The sequence below is a fragment of the Pseudonocardia sp. 73-21 genome (genome assembly GCF_001899645.1).
Lineage (GTDB): Bacteria > Actinomycetota > Actinomycetes > Mycobacteriales > Pseudonocardiaceae > Pseudonocardia.
In genome coordinates this window covers 54,349-73,048 of sequence record NZ_MKVV01000071.1, presented here as the reverse complement: position 1 = coordinate 73,048, position 18,700 = coordinate 54,349, and the positions used below count along the sequence as shown (strand labels likewise).

Genomic DNA, 18,700 nt, shown 5'->3' with positions numbered 1-18,700 from the left:
CGGGCAGGCGAACGCGGGCGGGACTAGCGTCGGAGATCCGCACCCGTCCACGAGGAGACCCTGTTGGAGATCGGTCTGCACGTCGCGAACTTCACCTACCCGAGCGGGCCCGCCGGGCTCGCCGACGACCTGACGCGGGTGGTGGTGGCCGCCGAGGAGGCGGGCTTCTCGCGCGTCAGCGTCATGGACCACGTCTGGCAGATCGCCCCCGTCGGCCCGATCGAGACCGACATGCTCGAGGCGTACACGACGCTGGGCTACATCGCCGCGCGCACGTCGACGGTCGAGCTGCTGGCCTGGGTCACCGCCGTGTCCTACCGGGAGCCCGGGCTGCTGGCCAAGCTCGTCTCCACCCTCGACGTCCTGTCGAAGGGCCGCGCGATGCTCGGCATCGGGGCGGCCTGGAACGGCGAGGAGGCCGAGGGGCTGGGCCTGTTCTTCCCGCCGACGGCCGAGCGGTTCGAGCGGCTGGAGGAGACGCTGCAGATCTGCCTCCAGATGTGGGGCGGGTCCGAGGAGCCCTATGAGGGCACGCACTACCGGCTGGCCCGCACCCTCAACGTGCCGCAGCCGCTGCGCACGCCGCCGATCCTCATCGGGGGCGGCGGGGAGAAGAAGACCCTGCGGCTGGTGGCGCAGTACGCGCAGGCCTGCAACCTGTTCGGCGGCCCGGACGTGGCGCACAAGCTCGACGTGCTGCGCGGCCACTGCGAGGCCGTCGGCCGCGACTACGCCGAGATCGAGAAGACCGTCATGGGCCCGATCGACCCGGGTGAGAACGGCGAGAACATCGACGCCGTGCTGGCGAGGCTGAAGGAGTGGGGCGAGCTGGGGATCCAGTCGGTGCAGGGCGGGGTGAACCGGCCGTGGGAGCCCGGACGTCTGGAGCTCGTGGGCAGGGAGATCATCGCGGCCGCAGCGGACTTCTAGGCGACGCTCGCCTAGACGGCGGCCCCGACCGCGCGGCTGGTGCCGAACATCTCGTCGAGGGTCACCGGCGTCAGCTGCCGGTCGTGGATCAGCGCCAGGATCTGGTCGAACAGCCCCAGCACGGTGGGGTGGTTCGCGTGGCCGAGCATGATCACGCCCGACTTCAGGTACTTCGCGGCCTCGCTCATGAGGAACTGCGGGGTGACGGTCTCGGAGTCGGAGTACGAGCCGTTCCACAGCACGGCGCGGGTGTAGCCGAGCCCGTCCGCGACCCCGTCGATGGTCGCGTCGTGGAACCCGAACGGCGGGCGGTGGTAGGGCCGCGTGGTGGTGCCGAACGTCGACACGACCCACTCGTCGTTGCGTTCCAGCTCCTCGCGGATCTTCGCTTCGGGGAGCTTGCGCAGGTCCTTGTGGGAGAACGTGTGGTTCATGACCTGCACCTGCCCGGCGGCCACCAGCGGGCGCAGCGCCGCGGCGTGCGGCTGCCACTCGCGGGCGTAGGTGCCGTTCGGGCTGAACGTCAGGTGGGTGCCGGTGCGCACGGCGAAGTCGGCGTAGCCCGCCACGCAGTCGGCGCACGTGCCGTCGTCGACGGTGAGGACGATGCGGCCACCGGTCGTCGGACCGCTGAAGATCACCTTCGACGCCCCCGGCGCCGCGGCGGGCACGGGCGGCAGCGGCGGTGGCGGTGGCGGAACGGCCGGAGCGGGTGTCTCCGCGGCCGGTGCGGCGCACCCCGTCAGCACGGCGGCCGCCCCGACGCCGAGCAGGCCCAGGAACTGCCGCCGGGAGGGCCCGGCACACCCGCGGTGCATACGGCCGACGCTAGCCGTCGCGTCGGCCCGTCGCAGGCCATCGGCGGTTTCACCGGATCGGGCCTGTCGTCCGGTACGCGCGGATCGGCCGGTGTGATGATCGCGTCGTCCGGGTGGCCCGCGTGCGGGTACGCGAGTTCGGGAGAGATGGGTAGCGTCGAGCCCAGTACCAGCGACCTGAGGAGAACCGACCATGAGTGACACCGCCGGGAAGAGCCGCATCGGGGTCACCGGGCTGGCGGTGATGGGCGCCAACCTGGCCCGCAACATCGCCTCGCGCGGCGTGCCGATCGCCGTGCACAACCGCACCACGGCCAAGACCAGGGAGTTCATGGAGGAGTTCGGCCACGAGGGGGCGTTCACCGGCTCCGAGTCGCTGGAGGAGTTCGTCGCCGCGCTGGAGAAGCCGCGCCGGATCATCGTGATGGTTAAGGCGGGCAAGCCCGTGGACGGCGTCGTCGCCGACCTCACGCCGCTGCTCGACGAGGGCGACATCATCATCGACGCCGGCAACTCGCACTTCCCCGACACCGTGCGCCGCACCGAAGAGTGCGCCGCCAACGGCATCCGCTTCATGGGCATCGGCGTCTCCGGCGGCGAGGAGGGCGCGCTGAAGGGGCCGAGCATCATGCCCGGCGGCGACGAGTCCGCGTACGCCGAGGTGGAGGAGATCCTCACCAGCATCGCCGCCGTCGTCGACGGCACGCCGTGCTGCGTGCACGTCGGGCCGGGCGGGGCCGGGCACTACGTCAAGATGGTGCACAACGGCATCGAGTACGCCGACATCCAGCTCATCGCCGAGGCCTACGACCTGCTCACCCACGTCGCCGGGCTCGACGCCCCGGCCATCGCGGCGATCTTCGAGGAGTGGAACTCCGGCGACCTGGAGTCGTTCCTCATCGAGATCACGGCCAAGGTGCTGGCGAAGAAGGACGAGAAGACCGACGGCCCGCTGGTGGACGTGATCGTCGACCGGGCCGAGCAGAAGGGCACCGGCACCTGGACCGCCCTCGACGCGCTCGGGCTCGGCATCCCGCTCACCGGCATCACCGAGGCCGTGTTCGCCCGCGGTCTCTCGGCGCTGCGCGACGAGCGCAAGGCCGCGTCCACCACGCTCGCGGGCCCGAAGCCGGGCGAGGGGGAGAACCCCGACAGCCTCGTCGACGACATCCGCCAGGCGCTCTACGCGAGCAAGGTCGTGGCGTACGCGCAGGGCTTCGCGCAGATGCGCGCGGCGTCCAAGGCCAACGACTGGGACCTCGACCTCGGCGCCATGGCCACCATCTGGCGCGGCGGCTGCATCATCCGGGCGCAGTTCCTCAACCGCATCCGCGACGCCTACGCCGAGCACGGCGACCTCGAGAACCTGCTGATGGTGCCCTACTTCACCGAGGCCGTCGCGAACGCGCAGGACGCGTGGCGACGGGTGATCGTGACGGCCACCCAGCAGGGCGTGGCCATCCCGGCGTTCTCCAGCTCGCTGAGCTACTACGACGGCTACCGCCGCGAGCGGGGCCCGGCGAACCTGATCCAGGGCCTGCGCGACTTCTTCGGCGCCCACACCTACCTGCGCACGGACGCGGAAGGCAGCTTCCACACCCGCTGGGGCCAGGACGGCACGGAGGTCCGCACCGACGCCTGATCCGAGTCTGCAGGCGATGTGGTGCCCTCGCGCGCGAAATGGGCCGCGCAACGACGCAAAATCGCCTGCCAACCGGGTCTTAGGTGAAGGTGTACTCGGACTCGTCCAGCTGCTCCGTGGCCGCCGCGTAGTCGCGCATGTAACCGGGCCAGTTCGTGACGATGCGGCCGCTCTCGTCGCGGTACCAGGAGTCGCAGCGGGTCCAGGCCGTGCCGGCGAAGCGGGCCTGGAGCGCGGTGTCGCCGGCCTGTTCCACCTCCGGTCGGACGTCGATGGTCGTGGCCCCGCGCTCGCGGACCGCGGCCAGCGCCTGGCGCAGGTAGGCGGCCTGGCGCTCCAGGTAGAAGATGATCGACCCGCCCGAGGTGTTGGTGTTGGGCCCGTACATCACGAACAGCGACGGGAAGCCGGGCACGGTCATGCCGAGGTGGGCGTGCGGGCCCTTCGCCCAGACGTCGGTGAGCGCCTGGCCGCCCGTGCCGGTGATCGCCATCGGGAACATGAAGCCGGTGGTGGCGAAACCGGTGGCCCAGATGATCGTGTCGACCTCGTGGTGGGCGCCCTCGCCGTCCTCGATGCCGGTGGGGGTGATCCGGGCGATGGGTGCGGTGACCACGTCGACGTTCGGTCGTTGCAGCGCCGGCAGGTAGGTGGAGCTGAACAGCACCCGCTTGCAGCCGAACGTGTAGTCCGGCCAGACCTTGCGCCGGATGTCCGCATCACGCAGCTGGCTGCGCATGAACGCCGTGGACAGCACGCGCACCACGCGGCCGAGCCGGTCGGGGTTGCGGATCGCCGCGGTGAGCAGCTCCAGGTACTGGGTGAGGAAACCGCGCCGGTAGGCCTGCAGCCCCGGGACGCGGCGGATCGCCGCCCGGATCGGCGCGGGGTAGGGACGGTTGCGGCGCGGCATGAACCAGTTGCCGGTGCGCTGGAACACCGTCATGTGCGCGACGTCCGGCGCGATGGCGGGCACGAACTGCACGGCGCTCGCGCCCGTGCCGACCACGGCGACGCGCTTCCCGCGCAGGTCGTGGTCGTGGTCCCAGCGAGCGGAGTGGAAGGTGTGGCCGGTGAACGTCTCCGCGCCCTCGATCCGCGGGGTGGCGGGCCGGTTGAGCTGCCCGGTGGCCATCACGATCGCGGACGCGTCGAACGTGCGGCCGTCGGCGGCGGTCACCGTCCAGCGCCTCGTGGCGTCGTCGAACACGCAGGAGGTGACCTCGGTGTCCGGCTGCACGAGCCGGTCCACGCCGTACTCGCGCGCCACCCCCTGCAGGTAGGCGAGGATCTCCGGCTGCGGGGAACACAGCCGCGACCAGTCCTTCCGCTGCGCGAACGAGAACGAGTAGCCGTGGCTCGGCACGTCGCAGGCCGCGCCGGGGTAGGTGTTGTGGAACCAGGTGCCCCCGATCTCGGGGGCCGCGTCGAGGATCGTGATGTCGGTGAAGCCGTGGGCCTGCAGCTCGATGGCGGCGGCGATCCCGCCGAACCCGGCCCCGACGATGACGATGTTCCCCTCGCTGGTCACGGGGCGACCCTAGATGTGGGCGGGCGTGCCCGGACAGGCGACACGGGGGCCAGCCGTGGCCCGCTCAGCCGAGCTGGTCGAGATCCAGCCGAACGGGGAACGGGGCGTCGGCGGTGAAGGTGCCGCGGACCGGCTCGGCGTCGACGTAGCCGAACGGGCCGCCGTGGTGGCACGCGGTGAGGCTCGGCCCGTCGAGCAGGTCGATCATCCAGTAGTGGCCGATGCCGGAGTCGGCGTACTCGGAGTGCTTGACGACCGTGTCGGTGCGCTTCGTGCTGGTGGAGTGCAGCTCGACGGCGAGGACAGCGTCGTCGGCGCGCAGCAGCCCGCCCTGGCGCCCCACCCGCGCGAAGGCCTCGCGGGTGACCACGACGAGATCGGGAACTCGTACGGTGCCAGGCTGGGTCGGAGGGACGAGGTGCAGGTCGAGATCGATCTCGAGCAGCACCTTGAGGTGTGGCGGGGTCTGAACCCGTACCTGGACGGAGAGCTCCGCGAGTGCGTCCTGGTGGGCGGGCACCGCTCTGGCGGGCATGACGACGGCTCCCTCCTGCAGCTCGAACCGGTGATCGGGGGTCTCCGGCGTCGCGGCGTACTCGGCTGCCGTCATGGGCTGTGGCTGCGGGGCCAGCTGCACGGGGAGTGCCGTCATGGGGAAAGTGTGGCACGGAGGGCCGACGTGCAGCGGGAGTTGTCCACAGGCCCGTCCGACCGGCTCATGATCGGCGCCCGCCGCACAGTTCCGCCGCACCGAGGCGTTTTCGTGCGGTTCGTCGTGATCATGCTCGGACGGGCTCTCGCGGCGGCGGGCTCCGTCGGCGAGAGTGGAGGACGTGCCCGAGGATGTGCTCGATTCGCTGACCGCCCACGCCGCCGCGATCCCGGACAAGGTCGCGGTGATCGACCCGGAGGGATCCGACGTCACCTACGCCGGGCTGGAGGAGCGGGCCAACCGCCTCGCCCACGGTCTGCGGAACCTCGGCCTCGGGCCGGGCGACCGCATCGTCTGGTGCGGGCCCAACAGCCTCGAGGTGCTGGTCGTGCTGCACGCGGCCCGCAAGCTCGGGCTCGTCGCGGTGCCGCTGGCCTACCGCTTCACCCCCGACGAGATGCGCCACGTCATCACCGACAGCGGAGCGGTGGTGGTGCTCGTCGACGCCGACCCGGCCGCCCGCCTGGCCACCATCCGGGCCGAGCTCACGGCCGTGCGTGACGTGGTGGTGTTCCGCGGCGAGCCGTTCGATGGCGCCCTGGCCTGGGACGACGTCCTCGCCTGCGGATCCGCGGAGCCGCTCCCACCCGTCGAGGGCGGCGGCCAGATGATCTACACCTCCGGCACGACGGGGAAGCCGAAGGGCGCGCTGCGCACCCGCACCGACCCCGAGCAGACCGCGGCGCTCGTGAGCACGCTGCGACTGCGCGCGGGGGAGGAGGTGCACCTGACCACCGGCCCGATGTACCACTCCGGCCCGCTGGCCTGGGCCTCGCTCACGCACGTGCTCGGCGGCACGGTGGTGCTGATGCGCAGCTTCGACGCCGAGCGCTGGCTCGACCTCGTGCGCACCTACCGCGTCACCAACACCTTCACCGCGCCCACGCCGCTCAAGCGGATCGGCGCGCTGCCGCCCGAGGTGCTCGCCCGCGCCGACCTGTCGTCGATGCGCTCGCTGGTGGCCAACGCCGCGCCGGTGCCGTACGCGCTGAAACAGGAGATCGTCGCGAAGCTGGGCGACGGGTTCCTGTTCGAGGTCTACGGCTCCACCGAGCTGGGGGTCGACGCCGTGCTGCCCCCGGAGGAGCAGCTCGCCCGGCCGGGGTCGTGCGGGCGGGCGATCCCCACCGTCGAGCTGCGGGTGGTCGGGCCCGACGGCGAGGTGCTGCCCGCGGGGGAGCCGGGCGAGCTGCAGGTCCGCTCGTCCACGACGTTCGCCGGCTACCACGGCCGCGAGACGCTCGGCGACGACGACTGGAAGTCCGTGGGCGACGTCGCCCACCTCGACGCCGACGGCTACCTGCACATCCGCGACCGCGGCGGCGACCTGGTGATCACCGGCGGCATGAACGTCTACCCCGCCGAGGTCGAGGCGGTGCTGCACGCCCACCCCGACGTGCTCGACGCCGCCGTGTTCGGGCTGCCGTCCGAGGAGTGGGGCCAGACCGTGCACGCCGCCGTCGTGCCGCGCGAGGGCCGGGAGCTCGATCTCGGCGCGCTCGACGTGCACGTCGCCGAGCACCTCGCCGGGTACAAGCGCCCGCGCAGCTGGGACGTGCGCGACGCGCTGCCGCGCACCGAGTCGGGAAAGCTGCTCAAACGGGTGCTGCGCGACGAGCACGTCTCTGACCGGGGCGTTCCCGGGTAAAGGGTTTCCCAGGTCTCGGGGGCGGCTACTGTCCGCGACCGTGACCACCCATCTGTCCCGCCGGGCGTTCCTCGCGGCCGTCCCGGTGGTCGCGGCCGGAGCCTGCGCGGCGCCGGCCGCGACCGCACCGAGCGCCCCCGCCGCGACGGCCGCGGCGTCCGCGACCACCGCTGCTGCCGCACCCAGGACGACCGCGCCGTTCACCGGTACGGCCACCGAGCTCGTCACCGCCACCAGCGGCCGCCCGGAGGTGGCGCTGACCTTCCACGGCGCCGGCGACATCGCCCTCGCCACGAAGATCCTCACCGGGTTCGCCGACCGCGGCGCGGCCGTCACGGTGCTGGCGATCGGCACCTGGCTGCAGCAGTCCCCGGACGCGGTCAAGGTGGTCACCGACCACGGGCACGAGCTGGGCAACCACACCTGGTCGCACCCCGACCTCAGCACGCTCGACGAGGCCGGCGTCCGCGCGGAGATCGAGCGCTGCCGCGACCGGCTCGCCGCGTTGACGGGCTCACCGGGTGACTTCTTCCGGCCGTCCGCCGCCCAGCACGCGACGAAGGAGGTGCTGCGCCTCGCCGGCGCCGCGGGCTACGAGCACGTCCTGTCCTACGACGTCGACTCGCGCGACTTCACCGACCCCGGCGCCGCCGCGATCCGCCGCAACGTCCGCAAGGCCGTCGCCGGCGACGTCGTGAGCATGCACCTCGGGCACCCGGGCACGCTCGACGCGCTCCCCGGCCTGCTCGACGACCTGGCCGCCCGCGGCCTCAAGCCGGTGACCGCCGGCGCCCTGTTCGCGTGAGAGGGACCACCGTGCCGTTCACCATCCGCCGTGCCGTGCTGCTCGGCGCAGCCCTGGCCCTGCTCGCGGGGTGCTCGGCCTCGCCGGACCCCGGTGTCGCCGGCGTCCCGGTCACCGCCGGCCCGGTACCCGTCGCCGCTCCGCCGATCGGTGACCAGCTCCCGGGGATGCCCCCGGTGGCCGACCCGCACAACGTCTACGCGGACGCCGGGCCGAACATGCTCTCGGACACCGCGAAGGCGGCCCTCCCGCTGGTCTACGTGCCGCACACCAAGTCGGGCGACGTGTGGGTGATCGATCCGACGACGTTCGCGGTGGTCGGGAAGTACCGGCTCGGCGGCGAGCTGCAGCACGTCATCCCGTCCTACGACATGACCACGCTGTACGCGAGCGACGACACCACCAACAAGATCACGCCGTTCGACCCGAGGACGGGGAAGCCGGGTGCCAACATCCCGGTGATCGACCCGTACAACATGTACTTCACCTCCGACGGGAAATCAGCGATCTCGGTGGCCGAGGAGCGCCGCGAGCTCGTGTTCTACGACCCGCACACGTGGAAGGTGCAGCAGACCCTCGCCACGCCGCAGTGTGCCGGCATCGACCACTCCGACTTCATGCCAGGAGGTCGCATCGCCGTCTTCACCTGCGAGTTCGACGGCCGCGTCGCCGTGGTGGACCTGGTGAACCACAAGCTCGTGCGCACGATCGACATGCCCGTCCGCCACCACCGGATGGGCCCGCAGGACATCAAGCTCGCCCCCGACGGTTCCGTGTTCTACATCGCCGACAGCGAGGAGGGCGGCGTCTGGGTGCTCGACGGCGCCGCCACGAAGGTGCTGCGCGAGATCCCGACGGGCAAGGGCGCGCACGGGCTCTACCTCTCCCGCGACGCCACGAAGCTCTACGTCACCAACCGCCTCGACAGCAGCGTCAGCGTGCTCGACTCCTACACCGGGGCCGTGCTGACGAAGTGGGCCATCCCCGGCGGCGCGAGCCCCGACATGGGCAACGTGACCGCCGACGGTTCCCAGCTGTGGCTGTCGGGCCGCTACAGCCGCGCCGTCTACGTCCTGTCGACGGCCGACGGGCACCTGATCAGGAAGATCGACGTGGGCGACGGCCCGCACGGGCTCTGTGTGTGGCCGCAACCGGGTCGCTACTCCCTCGGGCACACGGGCATCACACGATGAAGCAGGAGACGCTCTTCCGGATCGCCCTGCTGCTCAAGGGCATCGACGGGGCCATCGAGCTGGTCGGCGCGATCGTCCTGCTGATCATCCCCACCGGCGCGGTCCAGACGCTGATCAACGACGTGCTCTCCCGGGACCTGCTCGGCCCGCCCGACGGCTCGCTGGCGAAGCACTTCGTCTCGGGCACCGCCGAGTTCGCGTCGGGCAACCGGACGTTCGCGGTGATCTACCTGGGCCTGCACGGCATCGTGAAGCTGGCGCTCGTCGTGGCCATGCTGCGGAAGATCCGCCCGGCGTTCCCGGTGGCCGTGGTGGTGCTCGGCGCGTTCGTGGTCTATGAGATCTACCGCGCCACGCAGACGGGCTCGGTGCTGCTGCCGTTCCTCGCCGCACTGGACGTCGCGATCATCGTGCTGATCATCCGCGAGTACCGGTCCCTACGAACCGAGCACGTTGACGGCGCGGGCGACCACCAGCCCGACGGTCACCAGCGCGACCAGTGACTGCAGCGCCATCCCGAGCTTGGCCCACCGCGTGAGCGGCATCGTGTCGGTGGGGCTGAACGCGGTGGCGTTGGTGAACGCGACGTAGAGGTAGTCGACGAAGCGCGGCTCCCACGCCTCGTCGGCCATGTCCGGCAGCTGCATCTGCGGGAAGAGGAAGTCGGGGTGCTCCCGGCGTCCGGCGGCCCGGGCGGCCGGGCCGCCGCGGTCGAACTCCCAGAACAGGAACGCGAACGCGATGACGTTCGTGAGCCAGATGGAGCCGCCGGTGGCGAGCAGGGGCTGTGCGTCCTTGCCGAACTGGCCGCCGACGATCCCCGTCACGAGGTTGAAGGTCGACAACGCGGTGGCCACGGTCAGCGCGATCGCGAGCCCGATGCCCAGCACCCGCAGCACCGTCGACTCGCGGTCGATCCGGAACGGGTTCGCGGCCAGCAGGATCAGCAGGATCAGCGCCTCCAGGCCGGGCAGGATCCAGCGGCTGCCGAACGACATCTGGTCGGGCAGGAGCAGCTGCAGCACGATCGCCGCGACGACGGCGAGCACGGCGGGCCAGCGGTGTTCACCCCGCGTCGGTCGCCGCCACGCGGGCTTCGGGATGGTCACGGCGAGAATCTAGGCCGAGGAGGACCACCACCTCGTGGGCGGCCGCCCGTCCGGCGCGATTGGCCCCGATCGTGCTGGCGCTGGGGCCGTAGCCCACGAGGTGCACCCGCGGGTCGGCCGCCACGCGGGTGCCGTCCATGGCGATGCCGCCGCCCGGCCCACGCAGGTGAAGTGGCGCGAGGTGGCCGAGTTCGGCGCGCCAGCCGGTGGCCCACAGGATGACGTCGGCGGGCTCGCGGCTGCCGTCTGCCCACACCACGCCGTCGGGCTCGATGCGCTCGAACATCGGACGGCGGGGCAGGGCCGCAGCGGTGGCGGGCAGGCCGGTCACCGACACCACGCTCTGCGGCGGAAGCCCGGCCCGCACCCGCTCGTCCACGCGGGCGACGGCGGCGCGGCCGGTCCGGGCGTCGAACGCGTCGTGGAACACGGGCGGGCGGCGCGTCACCCAGGTCGTGGACGCGGCCACCGGCGCGATCTCCAGCAGCGCCTGCACCGCCGACGTGCCCCCGCCGACCACCACCACCCGCAGCCCGGCGAACTCGTCGGGCCCGCGGTACTCGACGGTGTGCAGCTGGCGGCCCCGGAAGGTGTTCCGGCCCGGGTACAGCGGGCGGAACGGGCGGGTCCAGGTACCCGTGGCGTTGATCAGGGCGCGGGTGCGCCAGGTGCCGCGGTCGGTGTCGACGAGCAGTTCGGGAGCATCGTCCCGCACCGCGGTGACGCGGACGGGCCGCAGCACCGGGAGGTCGAACTCGCGCTCGTAGCCGGCGAAGTAGGCCGGAACCACCTCCGACGCCGGGCGCGCCGGGTCGGACTCCGGGCGGGTGAGCCCCGGGAGATCGTGGAGGCCGTGGACGGTGGCCATCCGCAGCGTCGGCCAGCGGTGCCGCCACGCCCCACCGGGCCCGTCCTCGCCGTCGAGCACGACGAAGTCCACCCCGGCCCGGCGCAGGCCGTAGGCGGCCGAGAGCCCGGCCTGCCCGGCCCCGATCACGACGACGTCCGCCTCCACACCGGCGTCAACACCCTCGCCCCGCCGCACCTTCCACCCGTAATGGCGGTGATCAGGGCACTGACGACGTCAGTGGATCACGGCGAGCGACATCAGCGCCTTGATCACCGCGGTGGGGCGGGGGCCGGGGTGGCGGAGAACCGGGCCGTCCAGGTCGTCACGTCCGCTGTCGTCACGTTGCCGCCGCAGACCACCAGGCCCAGGCGGGCGTTCGGGCCCACCCGTTCCAGGACCTGCCCCGCCGCCGGAACCAGGCAGCCCGCCGCCGGCTCCGCCCACACCTTCGCCGCCTCGGCCAGCGTCAGGGTGCCGCGCACGGCGTCGGCGTCGGGGATGACGAGCACGTCCTCCACCAGCTTGCGGACGTGGTCCAGCGTCAGCGGTGAGACGTGCGGGGCGCTGAGCGTGCTCACGATCGACGTCGGGGTGATGGGCACCGGGGCGCCCGCTTCCAGGGCGCACGTCATGGCCTCGGCGCCCTCGGTCTCGACGCCCCACACCCGCACCCCGGGGCGCAGCGCCCGGAAGGCGGTGGCCACACCCGCGATCAGCCCGCCGCCGCCGATGCTCACCAGCACGTCGGTGACCTCCGGCGCGTCCGCGGCGAACTCGGCGCCCACCGTGCCCTGCCCGGCGATCACCCCGGCGTCGTCGAAGGGGTGCACGAGGGTCATGCCCGCGGCCACCAGCTCGTCCATCAGCGCGAACGCGCCCGGCATGTCCGGGGTGAGCCGCACATCGGCGCCCGAGGCCCGCGCCGCCGCGACCGACCGCGCGGGCGCGGCCTGCGGCATCACGACGGTGGCGGCGATGCCGAGCGCCCCGGCGGCGTCGGCGAGAGCGGTGGCGTGGTTGCCGCCGCTGACCGCCACCACCCCGGCCGCGCGCTCGGCGTCGCCGAGCCCGAGCAGCTTGTGGAACGCCCCGCGCGCCTTGAAGGACCCGGTGCGCTGCAACAGCTCCAGCTTGAGCGTGACGGGCACACCGAGCAGCGCGGTCAGGCCGGGGGAGGGCACCGTCGGGGTGCGCAGGACGTGTCCCGCGATGCGCGCCGCGGCGGCGGTGATGTCGTCGAGGGAGATCAGATCGGCCACGGCCCCACGGTACGGGCCCCACCGTCCGGGTCGCGGTCCGCGGCCGGCGCGAAGATCATGAGCGCCGCGAACGCCGGGTTGCTGAAGTACGCCGCCTCGACCAGCGCGAGGTGGACGAGGCTGTTCGAGACGAGCGTGGCGCGCGCCCCGGGCTGCCGCGCGACCCCGGAGAGCACGGCCGCGCCGATGGAGCCGTTGCCGGTGGCCGCCTCGCCGTGGTGTCGATGTGCCGGGCCGCCGGGAGGCTCGGCACGGCCTCTCCCCGGCCCCCGCAAGATGGAGATCATCGGACTCAGCGGCGCGAGGGTGCAGCAGTCCGCCGGGAGGCTCGTGCGCCGGCGGCTGCCCGAGCAGCCGGCCGTTCGGGCCGGCGCCGCGCTGACGCGGCGTATCAGCGGGCCCGCGGCGCCCTCCTGCTGGGGACTGACCCTTCGCCGAGAGAAGCCCACCATGGTGCGCGACATCAGTGCCGAGCCGTTGTTCCCGACCACCGACATCCAGGGAGACATCCTCGTCGGTCTTCTGAAGAAGAGCGAGAAGTGGGTGTTCTTCCGCATCCAGGACACCGAGAAGTTCCGGGTGTTCCTACGCGGCCTGGAGATCACCAGCATGCAGGACTGCCTGGACCAGCGCGCCGCCGTCGCCGCCGGCCGGGCCGCCGGGAGCACGGGCCTGCTGCCCACCCCCGGCCTCAACATCGCCTTCACCCGCGCCGGCCTCGAGACGCTCGGCGTGGACGGGCTGGTCCAGGACAGCGAGTTCGGCCGCGGCATGGCGGCGAGCTCCGCCAGGCTGGCCGACCCCGACCCCCGGGGCTGGGACATCCTGGGCCCGAACGAACCGGTCGACGGCGTGTTCCTGGTGGCCGGAGCCACCGAGGCCGAGGTGAACGGCACCATCGCGCTGCGCCTGGCGCCGCCCGCCGCCAACGGCTGGTCGCACGTCCGGACCGAGACGGGCACGGTGCGCCCCGACCCGGTGGCGGGCCACGAGCACTTCGGCTACGCCGACGGTGTCTCCCAGCCCGCGGTGCGCGGGCGGATCGCACCGGGGGTGCCGCTCGATCCGACCCTCGGGCCCGACCAGGACCAGGCTGATCCCGGTCGGGACCTGCTCTGGCCGGGCGAGTTCCTGTTCGGCTACCCCGGCCAGGACCCCTTCGGTGCGGACTTCACCGTGCAGGGCACGGTCGCCGAGCCGCCCGTGGAGCTCATGCGCAACGGCGCGTTCCTCGTCTTCCGCCGCCTCGCGCAGCAGGTCCCGGAGTTCGACGTCGCGGTCAAGGAGGCCGCCGCCGCGATCGACCCGGCGGCGTCGGACGCGGCGTCGGCCGACCTGCTGGGCGCCCAGATGGTCGGCCGCTGGAAGAGCGGGGCCGCCCTGATCAACGCCCCCCGCCACGACGACCCGACGGTCGCCGACGGCACGCCCGGCGTCAACGCCTTCGAGTTCGGCGGGGACCGCGAGGCGCTCGCCTGCCCGTGGGCGGCCCACATCCGCAAGGCCTACCCGCGGGACGACGTCCGCCACGACACCTCCCCCGCCGAGGACGAGGTGGCCGGCGCCGAGGCGTTCACCCAGAGCCACCGGATGATGCGCCGCGGCATCGCGTTCGGCCCGGAGCTGACGGCGGACGAGGCGCTCGACGGGGAGACCGTCGAGCAGCGGGGGCTGCTGTTCGCCTGCTACGTCACCGACATCGACGACCAGTTCGAGTTCGTGCAGGCGGCCTGGGTGAACGCCGACGACTTCAGCCAGCCGGGGAGCGGCGTCGACCCGATCATCGGTCAGGGCGGGGCCGGGCTGCCCTTCCTCGGCGCGGCGCCGTTCTCGAAGCAGGCGGGCCGCAAGCCACAGCTGGGCTTCGACCGGTTCGTGCACATGCAGGGCGGCGAGTACTTCTTCGCGCCGTCGATCCCGGCGATCTCCGAGCTGGGGAAGTAGCCACCGGTCCGGCCGCCCCCGTGGGGCGGGCGGCCGGACCGTGCGCCGTTCTCAGACCAGCGGCACGACCTCGGGTGCGCCGAGGCGCGCGGAGTCGGCCGTCTCGTCGTCGGGCATCTTCTGGCTCTCCCGCTCGGCGTCGACGCGCTTGCGGTAGTGCTCCACCTCGCGCTCGATCTGCTCCTCGCTCCAACCCAGGACCGGAGCGGCGAGCCTCGCCGCCTCCTCCATCGAGCTCACACCGCGGTCGAAGGTCTCGATCGAGATGCGGGTGCGCCGCGCCAGGAGGTCCTCGACGTGCCGGGCCCCCTCGTGCGACGCCGCGTAGACGATCTCGGCGCGCAGGTAGTCGGGCGCCCCGGCCAGCGGCTCGCCCAGCGTCGGGTCGGCGGCGACGAGCTCCAGCACCTCGTCGACGAGCGACCCGTGGCGCCCCAGCAGGTGCTCGATGCGGGCCACGTGCAGCCCGTACTGCTGGGCCAGCAGGTAGCGGTTGTTCTTCACCGCGTCGTAGCCCTCGGCCCCGAGCAGCGGCACGTTCTCCGTGACCGACGCCGGCACCTTGGCGTCCAGGGCGTGCACCGCCGCGTCCACAGCGTCCTTGGCCATGATCCGGTAGGTGGTGTACTTCCCGCCCGCGACGACGACGAGCCCCGGCGCGGTGTGGGCCACGGCGTGCTCGCGGGAGAGCTTGGACGTGGAGTCCGACTCGCCCGAGAGCAGGGGCCGCAGACCGGCGTACACGCCCTCCACGTCGGCGTGCGTGAGCGGCTGCTCCAGCACGGCGTTGACGTGGGTGAGCAGGTAGTCGATGTCGGCGGCGGACGCGGCCGGGTGGGCCTTGTCGAGGTCCCAGTCCGTGTCGGTGGTGCCGATGATCCAGTGCCGGCCCCACGGGATGACGAACAGCACCGACTTCTCGGTGCGCAGGATCAGGCCGGAGTCGCCCTGGATGCGGTCGCGCGGGACCACCAGGTGGATGCCCTTGCTGGCGCGCACCTTGAACTGCCCGCGCTCGCCCACCAGGGCCTGCGTCTCGTCGGTCCACACGCCGGTGGCGTTGATGACCTGCCTGGCGTGGATCTTGACGGTGGCGCCCGACTCCAGGTCGTGCACCTCGGCGCCGGTGACCCGCTCGCCCTCGCGCAGCAGCCCGACCACCCGGGCGCGGGTGGCCACGTGCGCCCCGTACGCGGCGGCCGTGCGGGCGATGAACATCGTGTGCCGCGCGTCGTCGACCTGCGCGTCGTAGTACTGCAGGGCGCCGACCAGCGCGTCCTTGCGCAGCGACGGCACGATCCGGCGCGCACCCCGGCGCGTGAGGTGCCGGTGCAGGGGCAGCCCGGCCCCGTTGCCCGACGCCTTGGCCAGCGCGTCGTAGAGCGCCACGCCGCTGCCGGCGTAGAACCGCTCCCACACGTGGTGCTTGAGCGGGTAGATGAACGGCACCGGGCGGACCAGGTGGGGGGCGAGCTTGTCGATGAGCAGCCCCCGCTCGGACAGGGCCTCGGCGACGAGCCGGAAGTCCAGCATCTCCAGGTAGCGCAGGCCACCGTGGATGAGCTTGCTGGACCGGCTCGACGTGCCGGAGGCGAAGTCACGGGCCTCGACGAGCCCGACGTTCAGGCCTCGGGTGGCGGCGTCGAGGGCGCTTCCCGCGCCCACGACACCACCCCCGATGACCAGCACGTCGAGTTCGGTCGCGGCCATCGCCGACAGCGCGGCGGACCGGTTGTCGGGAGAGAGTGCGACCGATCGCATGATGATCCTTTCGTAGGCCTAGCTCAGCTGACGTCTACCCAGTCCAACGTGCGCGTGACCGCCTTGCCCCACTTCGCGTAGCCCTCGTCACGCTGTTCCTTGGACCACTGCGGCGTCCAGCGCTTCGACTCGTTCCAGTTGGAACGCAACTCGTCGGTGTTCTTCCAGAAGCCCACGGCGAGCCCGGCCGCGTACGCCGCACCCAGGGCCGTGGTCTCCGCGACCACCGGACGGCTGACCTCGACGCCCAGCACGTCGGCCTGGATCTGCATGCACAGCTCGTTGGCGGTGACGCCGCCGTCGACCTTGAGCACCTCCAGGTGCACCCCGGAGTCCTTCTCCATGGCCTCGGCCACGTCGCGGCTCTGGTAGCAGATCGCCTCCAGCGTGGCGCGCGCCAGGTGGGCGTTGGTGTTGAACCGCGACAGGCCGACGATCGCGCCGCGGGCGTCGGAACGCCAGTACGGGGCGAAGAGCCCGGAGAACGCCGGCACGAAGTACACGCCGCCGTTGTCGGGCACCTGCCGGGCCAGCGACTCGCTCTCCGATGCGCCGGAGATGATGCCGAGCTGGTCGCGCAGCCACTGCACGGCCGACCCGGTGACGGCGATGGAGCCCTCCAGGGCGTACACCGTCGGTTCGTCGCCGAACTTGTAGCAGACCGTGGAGAGCAGGCCCGCCTTCGAGCGCACCAGCTCCGTGCCCGTGTTGAGCAGCATGAAGTTGCCGGTGCCGTAGGTGTTCTTGGCCTCGCCGGGGGCCAGGCAGACCTGGCCGACCATCGCGGCCTGCTGGTCACCGAGGTCGCCGTTGAGGGTGACCTCGCCGTTCAGTGGCCCGTTCTTCAGCGTCGTGCCGTAGCCCTCGCCCGGGGCGGAGCTGGGCTTGATCTCCGGCAGCATCGCGCGCGGGATGTTGAAGAAGCCGAGGAGCTCGTCGTCCCAGTCGAGGGTCTCGAGGTTCATCAGCATCGTGCGGCTGGCGTTGGTCGGGTCGGTGACGTGCACGCCCCCGCTGGTGCCGCCGGTGAGGTTCCAGAGCAGCCAGGTGTCGGTGTTGCCGAAGATCGCGTTCCCCGACTCGGCCGCCTCACGGGCGCCGTCGACGTTCTCGAGGATCCACTGGATCTTGCCGCCGGAGAAGTACGTGGCCGGCGGGAGGCCCGCCTTCTGGCGGATCACGTCGCCGCGGCCGTCGCGGTCGAGTGCGGAGGCGATGCGGTCGGTGCGGGTGTCCTGCCAGACGATCGCGTTGTAGAGCGGGCGTCCGGTGCGCTTGTCCCACACCACGGCCGTCTCGCGCTGGTTGGTGATGCCCAGGGAGACGAGGTCGCTCGCCGACAGGTTGGTCTTGTTCAGCCCGGTCTGGATGACCGACGACGTGCGCTCCCAGATCTCGACGGGGTTGTGCTCCACCCAGCCGGCCTGCGGGAGGATCTGCTCGTGCTCGAGCTGGTGGCGGCCCACCTCGTTGCCGGAGTGGTCGAAAACCATGAATCGGGTGCTGGTGGTGCCCTGGTCGACGGCACCGACGAACTCGGCCATTGAGTTCTCTCCTTCTGCGGTAGCGATGTCCGGCTCTGACGAGCAGGCCTCAGCGGTTCTCGATCGGCTCGGACACCGTGATGTCCTCGCCGGTGGCGGTGGACAGGAAGCCTTCGATCATGTACTTGAACAGTGCCCCACCGATCAGGCCGCCGATGATCGGGGCCACGATGGGTAGCCAGAAGTACACGCTGCCGTGCTGGTCCAGGAACGCGGTGGCGTACCCCGTCACGAACGAGGCGAGCCGCGGCCCGAAGTCACGGGCCGGGTTGATCGCGTAGCCGGCGTTCGCGCCCCACGCCATCCCGATCGCGACGACGAGCAGGCCGACGACCACCGGACCGAGGTTGGACAGCGGGGCGTTGTTCGCGGCCGTCGTCAGCGCGAAGATCACGAAGACGAGGATCGCGGTGCCGACGATCTGGTCGAAGAACGCGGTCGGGATCGTGACCGGCCCGGCCCCGTTGCCCGGCAGCGTCGAGAAGATGCCCTGGGTCTTGTAGGTGTGGCCCGGGTCCATGGCGTTGATGAGGTCCGCGTACACGAACCGGACGATCAGCGCCGCCACGAACGCACCCGCGGTCTGCGCCAGCGAGTAGGGGAGGACCTTCCGCCAGGAGAAGCCCTTGAACGCGGCCAGCGCGATCGTCACGGCCGGGTTGAGGTGGGCTCCCGAGAGCCGCGCCGCCACGTACACCCCGAGCGTGACGCCGAGGCCCCACGCCCACGCGATCGAGTCGTGGCCGCCGAGGCTCTTGTCGGAGCTGGTCACGACCTGTGCGACCACTCCGTTGCCGAACAGGATGAGGATCATGGTGCCCAGGAACTCGGCGCTCAGTTCCCCGACGACCGAGTTCTGCGTTATCGAGTTCTTCGCCATCGAAGCCCTCCGGTTTCTGCCCGCTCCCGTCGCGGGTCGCTGGGGACGCTAGGAATCGACCGGACCTGCGGCAA

17 protein-coding genes are annotated in these 18,700 nt (G+C 72.0%); 7 read left to right on the top strand and 10 right to left on the bottom strand.

The genetic code is table 11. From position 1 onward, the window contains the following. The first annotated feature begins 63 nt into the window (after positions 1–63). A complete protein-coding gene (locus tag BGP03_RS22810; protein WP_296374751.1) occupies positions 64–930 on the top strand; it encodes an LLM class F420-dependent oxidoreductase in 867 nt (288 codons plus the stop codon). An 11-nt stretch (positions 931–941) separates the two neighbouring features. On the opposite strand, the gene BGP03_RS22805 is transcribed toward BGP03_RS22810, so the two are convergent. Continuing rightward, positions 942–1,748, bottom strand: a complete 807-nt coding sequence (locus BGP03_RS22805; protein WP_298796965.1) for a polysaccharide deacetylase family protein — start codon at positions 1,746–1,748, stop codon at positions 942–944. Positions 1,749–1,941: 193 nt separating this feature from the next. Here BGP03_RS22805 and gndA point away from each other — a divergent pair, with 193 nt between their 5' ends. Then, on the top strand, positions 1,942–3,390 hold the full coding sequence (gndA, locus tag BGP03_RS22800; RefSeq protein WP_298796967.1) for an NADP-dependent phosphogluconate dehydrogenase: 1,449 nt from the start codon (positions 1,942–1,944) through the stop codon (positions 3,388–3,390). Between the two features lie 79 nt (positions 3,391–3,469). Here gndA and BGP03_RS22795 read toward each other — a convergent pair whose 3' ends face one another. Both BGP03_RS22795 and BGP03_RS22790 read right to left on the bottom strand, forming a co-directional pair. Then, the gene (locus BGP03_RS22795; protein ID WP_298796969.1) at positions 3,470–4,921 is read right to left on the bottom strand and encodes an NAD(P)/FAD-dependent oxidoreductase; all 1,452 of its coding nucleotides are present in this window, start codon (positions 4,919–4,921) and stop codon (positions 3,470–3,472) included. Positions 4,922–4,985: 64 nt separating this feature from the next. Further along, on the bottom strand, positions 4,986–5,573 hold the full coding sequence (locus BGP03_RS22790) for a Uma2 family endonuclease (protein WP_298796971.1): 588 nt from the start codon (positions 5,571–5,573) through the stop codon (positions 4,986–4,988). A gap of 181 nt (positions 5,574–5,754) precedes the next feature. On the opposite strand from BGP03_RS22790, the gene BGP03_RS22785 reads away from it, so the two are divergent. From BGP03_RS22785 to BGP03_RS22770, 4 genes are read left to right on the top strand one after another with little or no spacing between them, the layout of a single operon-like run. Further along, the gene (locus BGP03_RS22785; RefSeq protein WP_298796973.1) at positions 5,755–7,281 is read left to right on the top strand and encodes an AMP-binding protein; all 1,527 of its coding nucleotides are present in this window, start codon (positions 5,755–5,757) and stop codon (positions 7,279–7,281) included. Between the two features lie 40 nt (positions 7,282–7,321). Next, the gene (locus BGP03_RS22780) at positions 7,322–8,086 is read left to right on the top strand and encodes a polysaccharide deacetylase family protein (RefSeq protein ID WP_298796974.1); all 765 of its coding nucleotides are present in this window, start codon (positions 7,322–7,324) and stop codon (positions 8,084–8,086) included. Then, complete coding sequence (locus BGP03_RS22775; protein ID WP_296374765.1) at positions 8,083–9,279, top strand: YncE family protein; 1,197 nt, start codon at positions 8,083–8,085, stop codon at positions 9,277–9,279. The genes BGP03_RS22780 and BGP03_RS22775 overlap by 4 nt, the downstream gene beginning before the upstream one ends. Continuing rightward, positions 9,276–9,782, top strand: a complete 507-nt coding sequence (locus tag BGP03_RS22770) for a DUF2127 domain-containing protein (protein WP_296374767.1) — start codon at positions 9,276–9,278, stop codon at positions 9,780–9,782. Before BGP03_RS22775 ends, BGP03_RS22770 begins: the two co-directional genes overlap by 4 nt. Here BGP03_RS22770 and BGP03_RS22765 read toward each other — a convergent pair. From BGP03_RS22765 to BGP03_RS22750, 4 genes are all read right to left on the bottom strand, one after another. Next, complete coding sequence (locus BGP03_RS22765) at positions 9,717–10,388, bottom strand: hypothetical protein (RefSeq protein ID WP_296374770.1); 672 nt, start codon at positions 10,386–10,388, stop codon at positions 9,717–9,719. The two genes, BGP03_RS22770 and BGP03_RS22765, sit on opposite strands and share 66 nt — an antisense overlap. Continuing rightward, entirely contained in the window at positions 10,345–11,403 is a 1,059-nt protein-coding gene (locus BGP03_RS22760) for an FAD-dependent oxidoreductase (protein WP_298796977.1), read from the bottom strand. Before BGP03_RS22760 ends, BGP03_RS22765 begins: the two co-directional genes overlap by 44 nt. A 104-nt stretch (positions 11,404–11,507) precedes the next feature. After that, complete coding sequence (locus BGP03_RS22755; RefSeq protein ID WP_296374771.1) at positions 11,508–12,497, bottom strand: threonine/serine dehydratase; 990 nt, start codon at positions 12,495–12,497, stop codon at positions 11,508–11,510. Next, a complete protein-coding gene (locus tag BGP03_RS22750; RefSeq protein WP_298796981.1) occupies positions 12,485–12,784 on the bottom strand; it encodes a hypothetical protein in 300 nt (99 codons plus the stop codon). The genes BGP03_RS22755 and BGP03_RS22750 overlap by 13 nt, the downstream gene beginning before the upstream one ends. A gap of 163 nt (positions 12,785–12,947) precedes the next feature. On the opposite strand from BGP03_RS22750, the gene BGP03_RS22745 reads away from it, so the two are divergent. Then, complete coding sequence (locus BGP03_RS22745) at positions 12,948–14,441, top strand: Dyp-type peroxidase (RefSeq protein WP_298796983.1); 1,494 nt, start codon at positions 12,948–12,950, stop codon at positions 14,439–14,441. Positions 14,442–14,492: 51 nt separating this feature from the next. On the opposite strand, the gene BGP03_RS22740 is transcribed toward BGP03_RS22745, so the two are convergent. From BGP03_RS22740 to BGP03_RS22730, 3 genes are all read right to left on the bottom strand, one after another. Then, the gene (locus BGP03_RS22740) at positions 14,493–16,151 is read right to left on the bottom strand and encodes a glycerol-3-phosphate dehydrogenase/oxidase (RefSeq protein WP_296374878.1); all 1,659 of its coding nucleotides are present in this window, start codon (positions 16,149–16,151) and stop codon (positions 14,493–14,495) included. Between the two features lie 74 nt (positions 16,152–16,225). Further along, positions 16,226–17,746, bottom strand: coding sequence for a glycerol kinase GlpK (gene glpK / locus BGP03_RS22735; RefSeq protein WP_298796985.1), 1,521 nt, complete (start codon positions 17,744–17,746; stop codon positions 16,226–16,228). Positions 17,747–17,795: 49 nt separating this feature from the next. Next, positions 17,796–18,626 (bottom strand): MIP/aquaporin family protein, encoded by an 831-nt coding sequence (locus BGP03_RS22730; protein ID WP_298796987.1) that lies wholly within the window; start codon positions 18,624–18,626, stop codon positions 17,796–17,798. Positions 18,627–18,700: the final 74 nt, after the last annotated feature.

Bases quoted from the DNA above. Each gene is read 5' to 3' on its own strand.
- gndA (WP_298796967.1), top strand. From the start codon at position 1,942: ATGAGTGACACCGCCGGGAAGAGCCGCATCGGGGTCACCGGGCTGGCG.
- BGP03_RS22805 (WP_298796965.1), bottom strand. From the start codon at position 1,748: ATGCACCGCGGGTGTGCCGGGCCCTCCCGGCGGCAGTTCCTGGGCCTG.
- BGP03_RS22745 (WP_298796983.1), top strand. From the start codon at position 12,948: ATGGTGCGCGACATCAGTGCCGAGCCGTTGTTCCCGACCACCGACATC.
- BGP03_RS22740 (WP_296374878.1), bottom strand. From the start codon at position 16,151: ATGGCCGCGACCGAACTCGACGTGCTGGTCATCGGGGGTGGTGTCGTG.
- BGP03_RS22750 (WP_298796981.1), bottom strand. From the start codon at position 12,784: ATGATCTCCATCTTGCGGGGGCCGGGGAGAGGCCGTGCCGAGCCTCCC.
- glpK (WP_298796985.1), bottom strand. From the start codon at position 17,746: ATGGCCGAGTTCGTCGGTGCCGTCGACCAGGGCACCACCAGCACCCGA.
- BGP03_RS22770 (WP_296374767.1), top strand. From the start codon at position 9,276: ATGAAGCAGGAGACGCTCTTCCGGATCGCCCTGCTGCTCAAGGGCATC.
- BGP03_RS22790 (WP_298796971.1), bottom strand. From the start codon at position 5,573: ATGACGGCACTCCCCGTGCAGCTGGCCCCGCAGCCACAGCCCATGACG.
- BGP03_RS22730 (WP_298796987.1), bottom strand. From the start codon at position 18,626: ATGGCGAAGAACTCGATAACGCAGAACTCGGTCGTCGGGGAACTGAGC.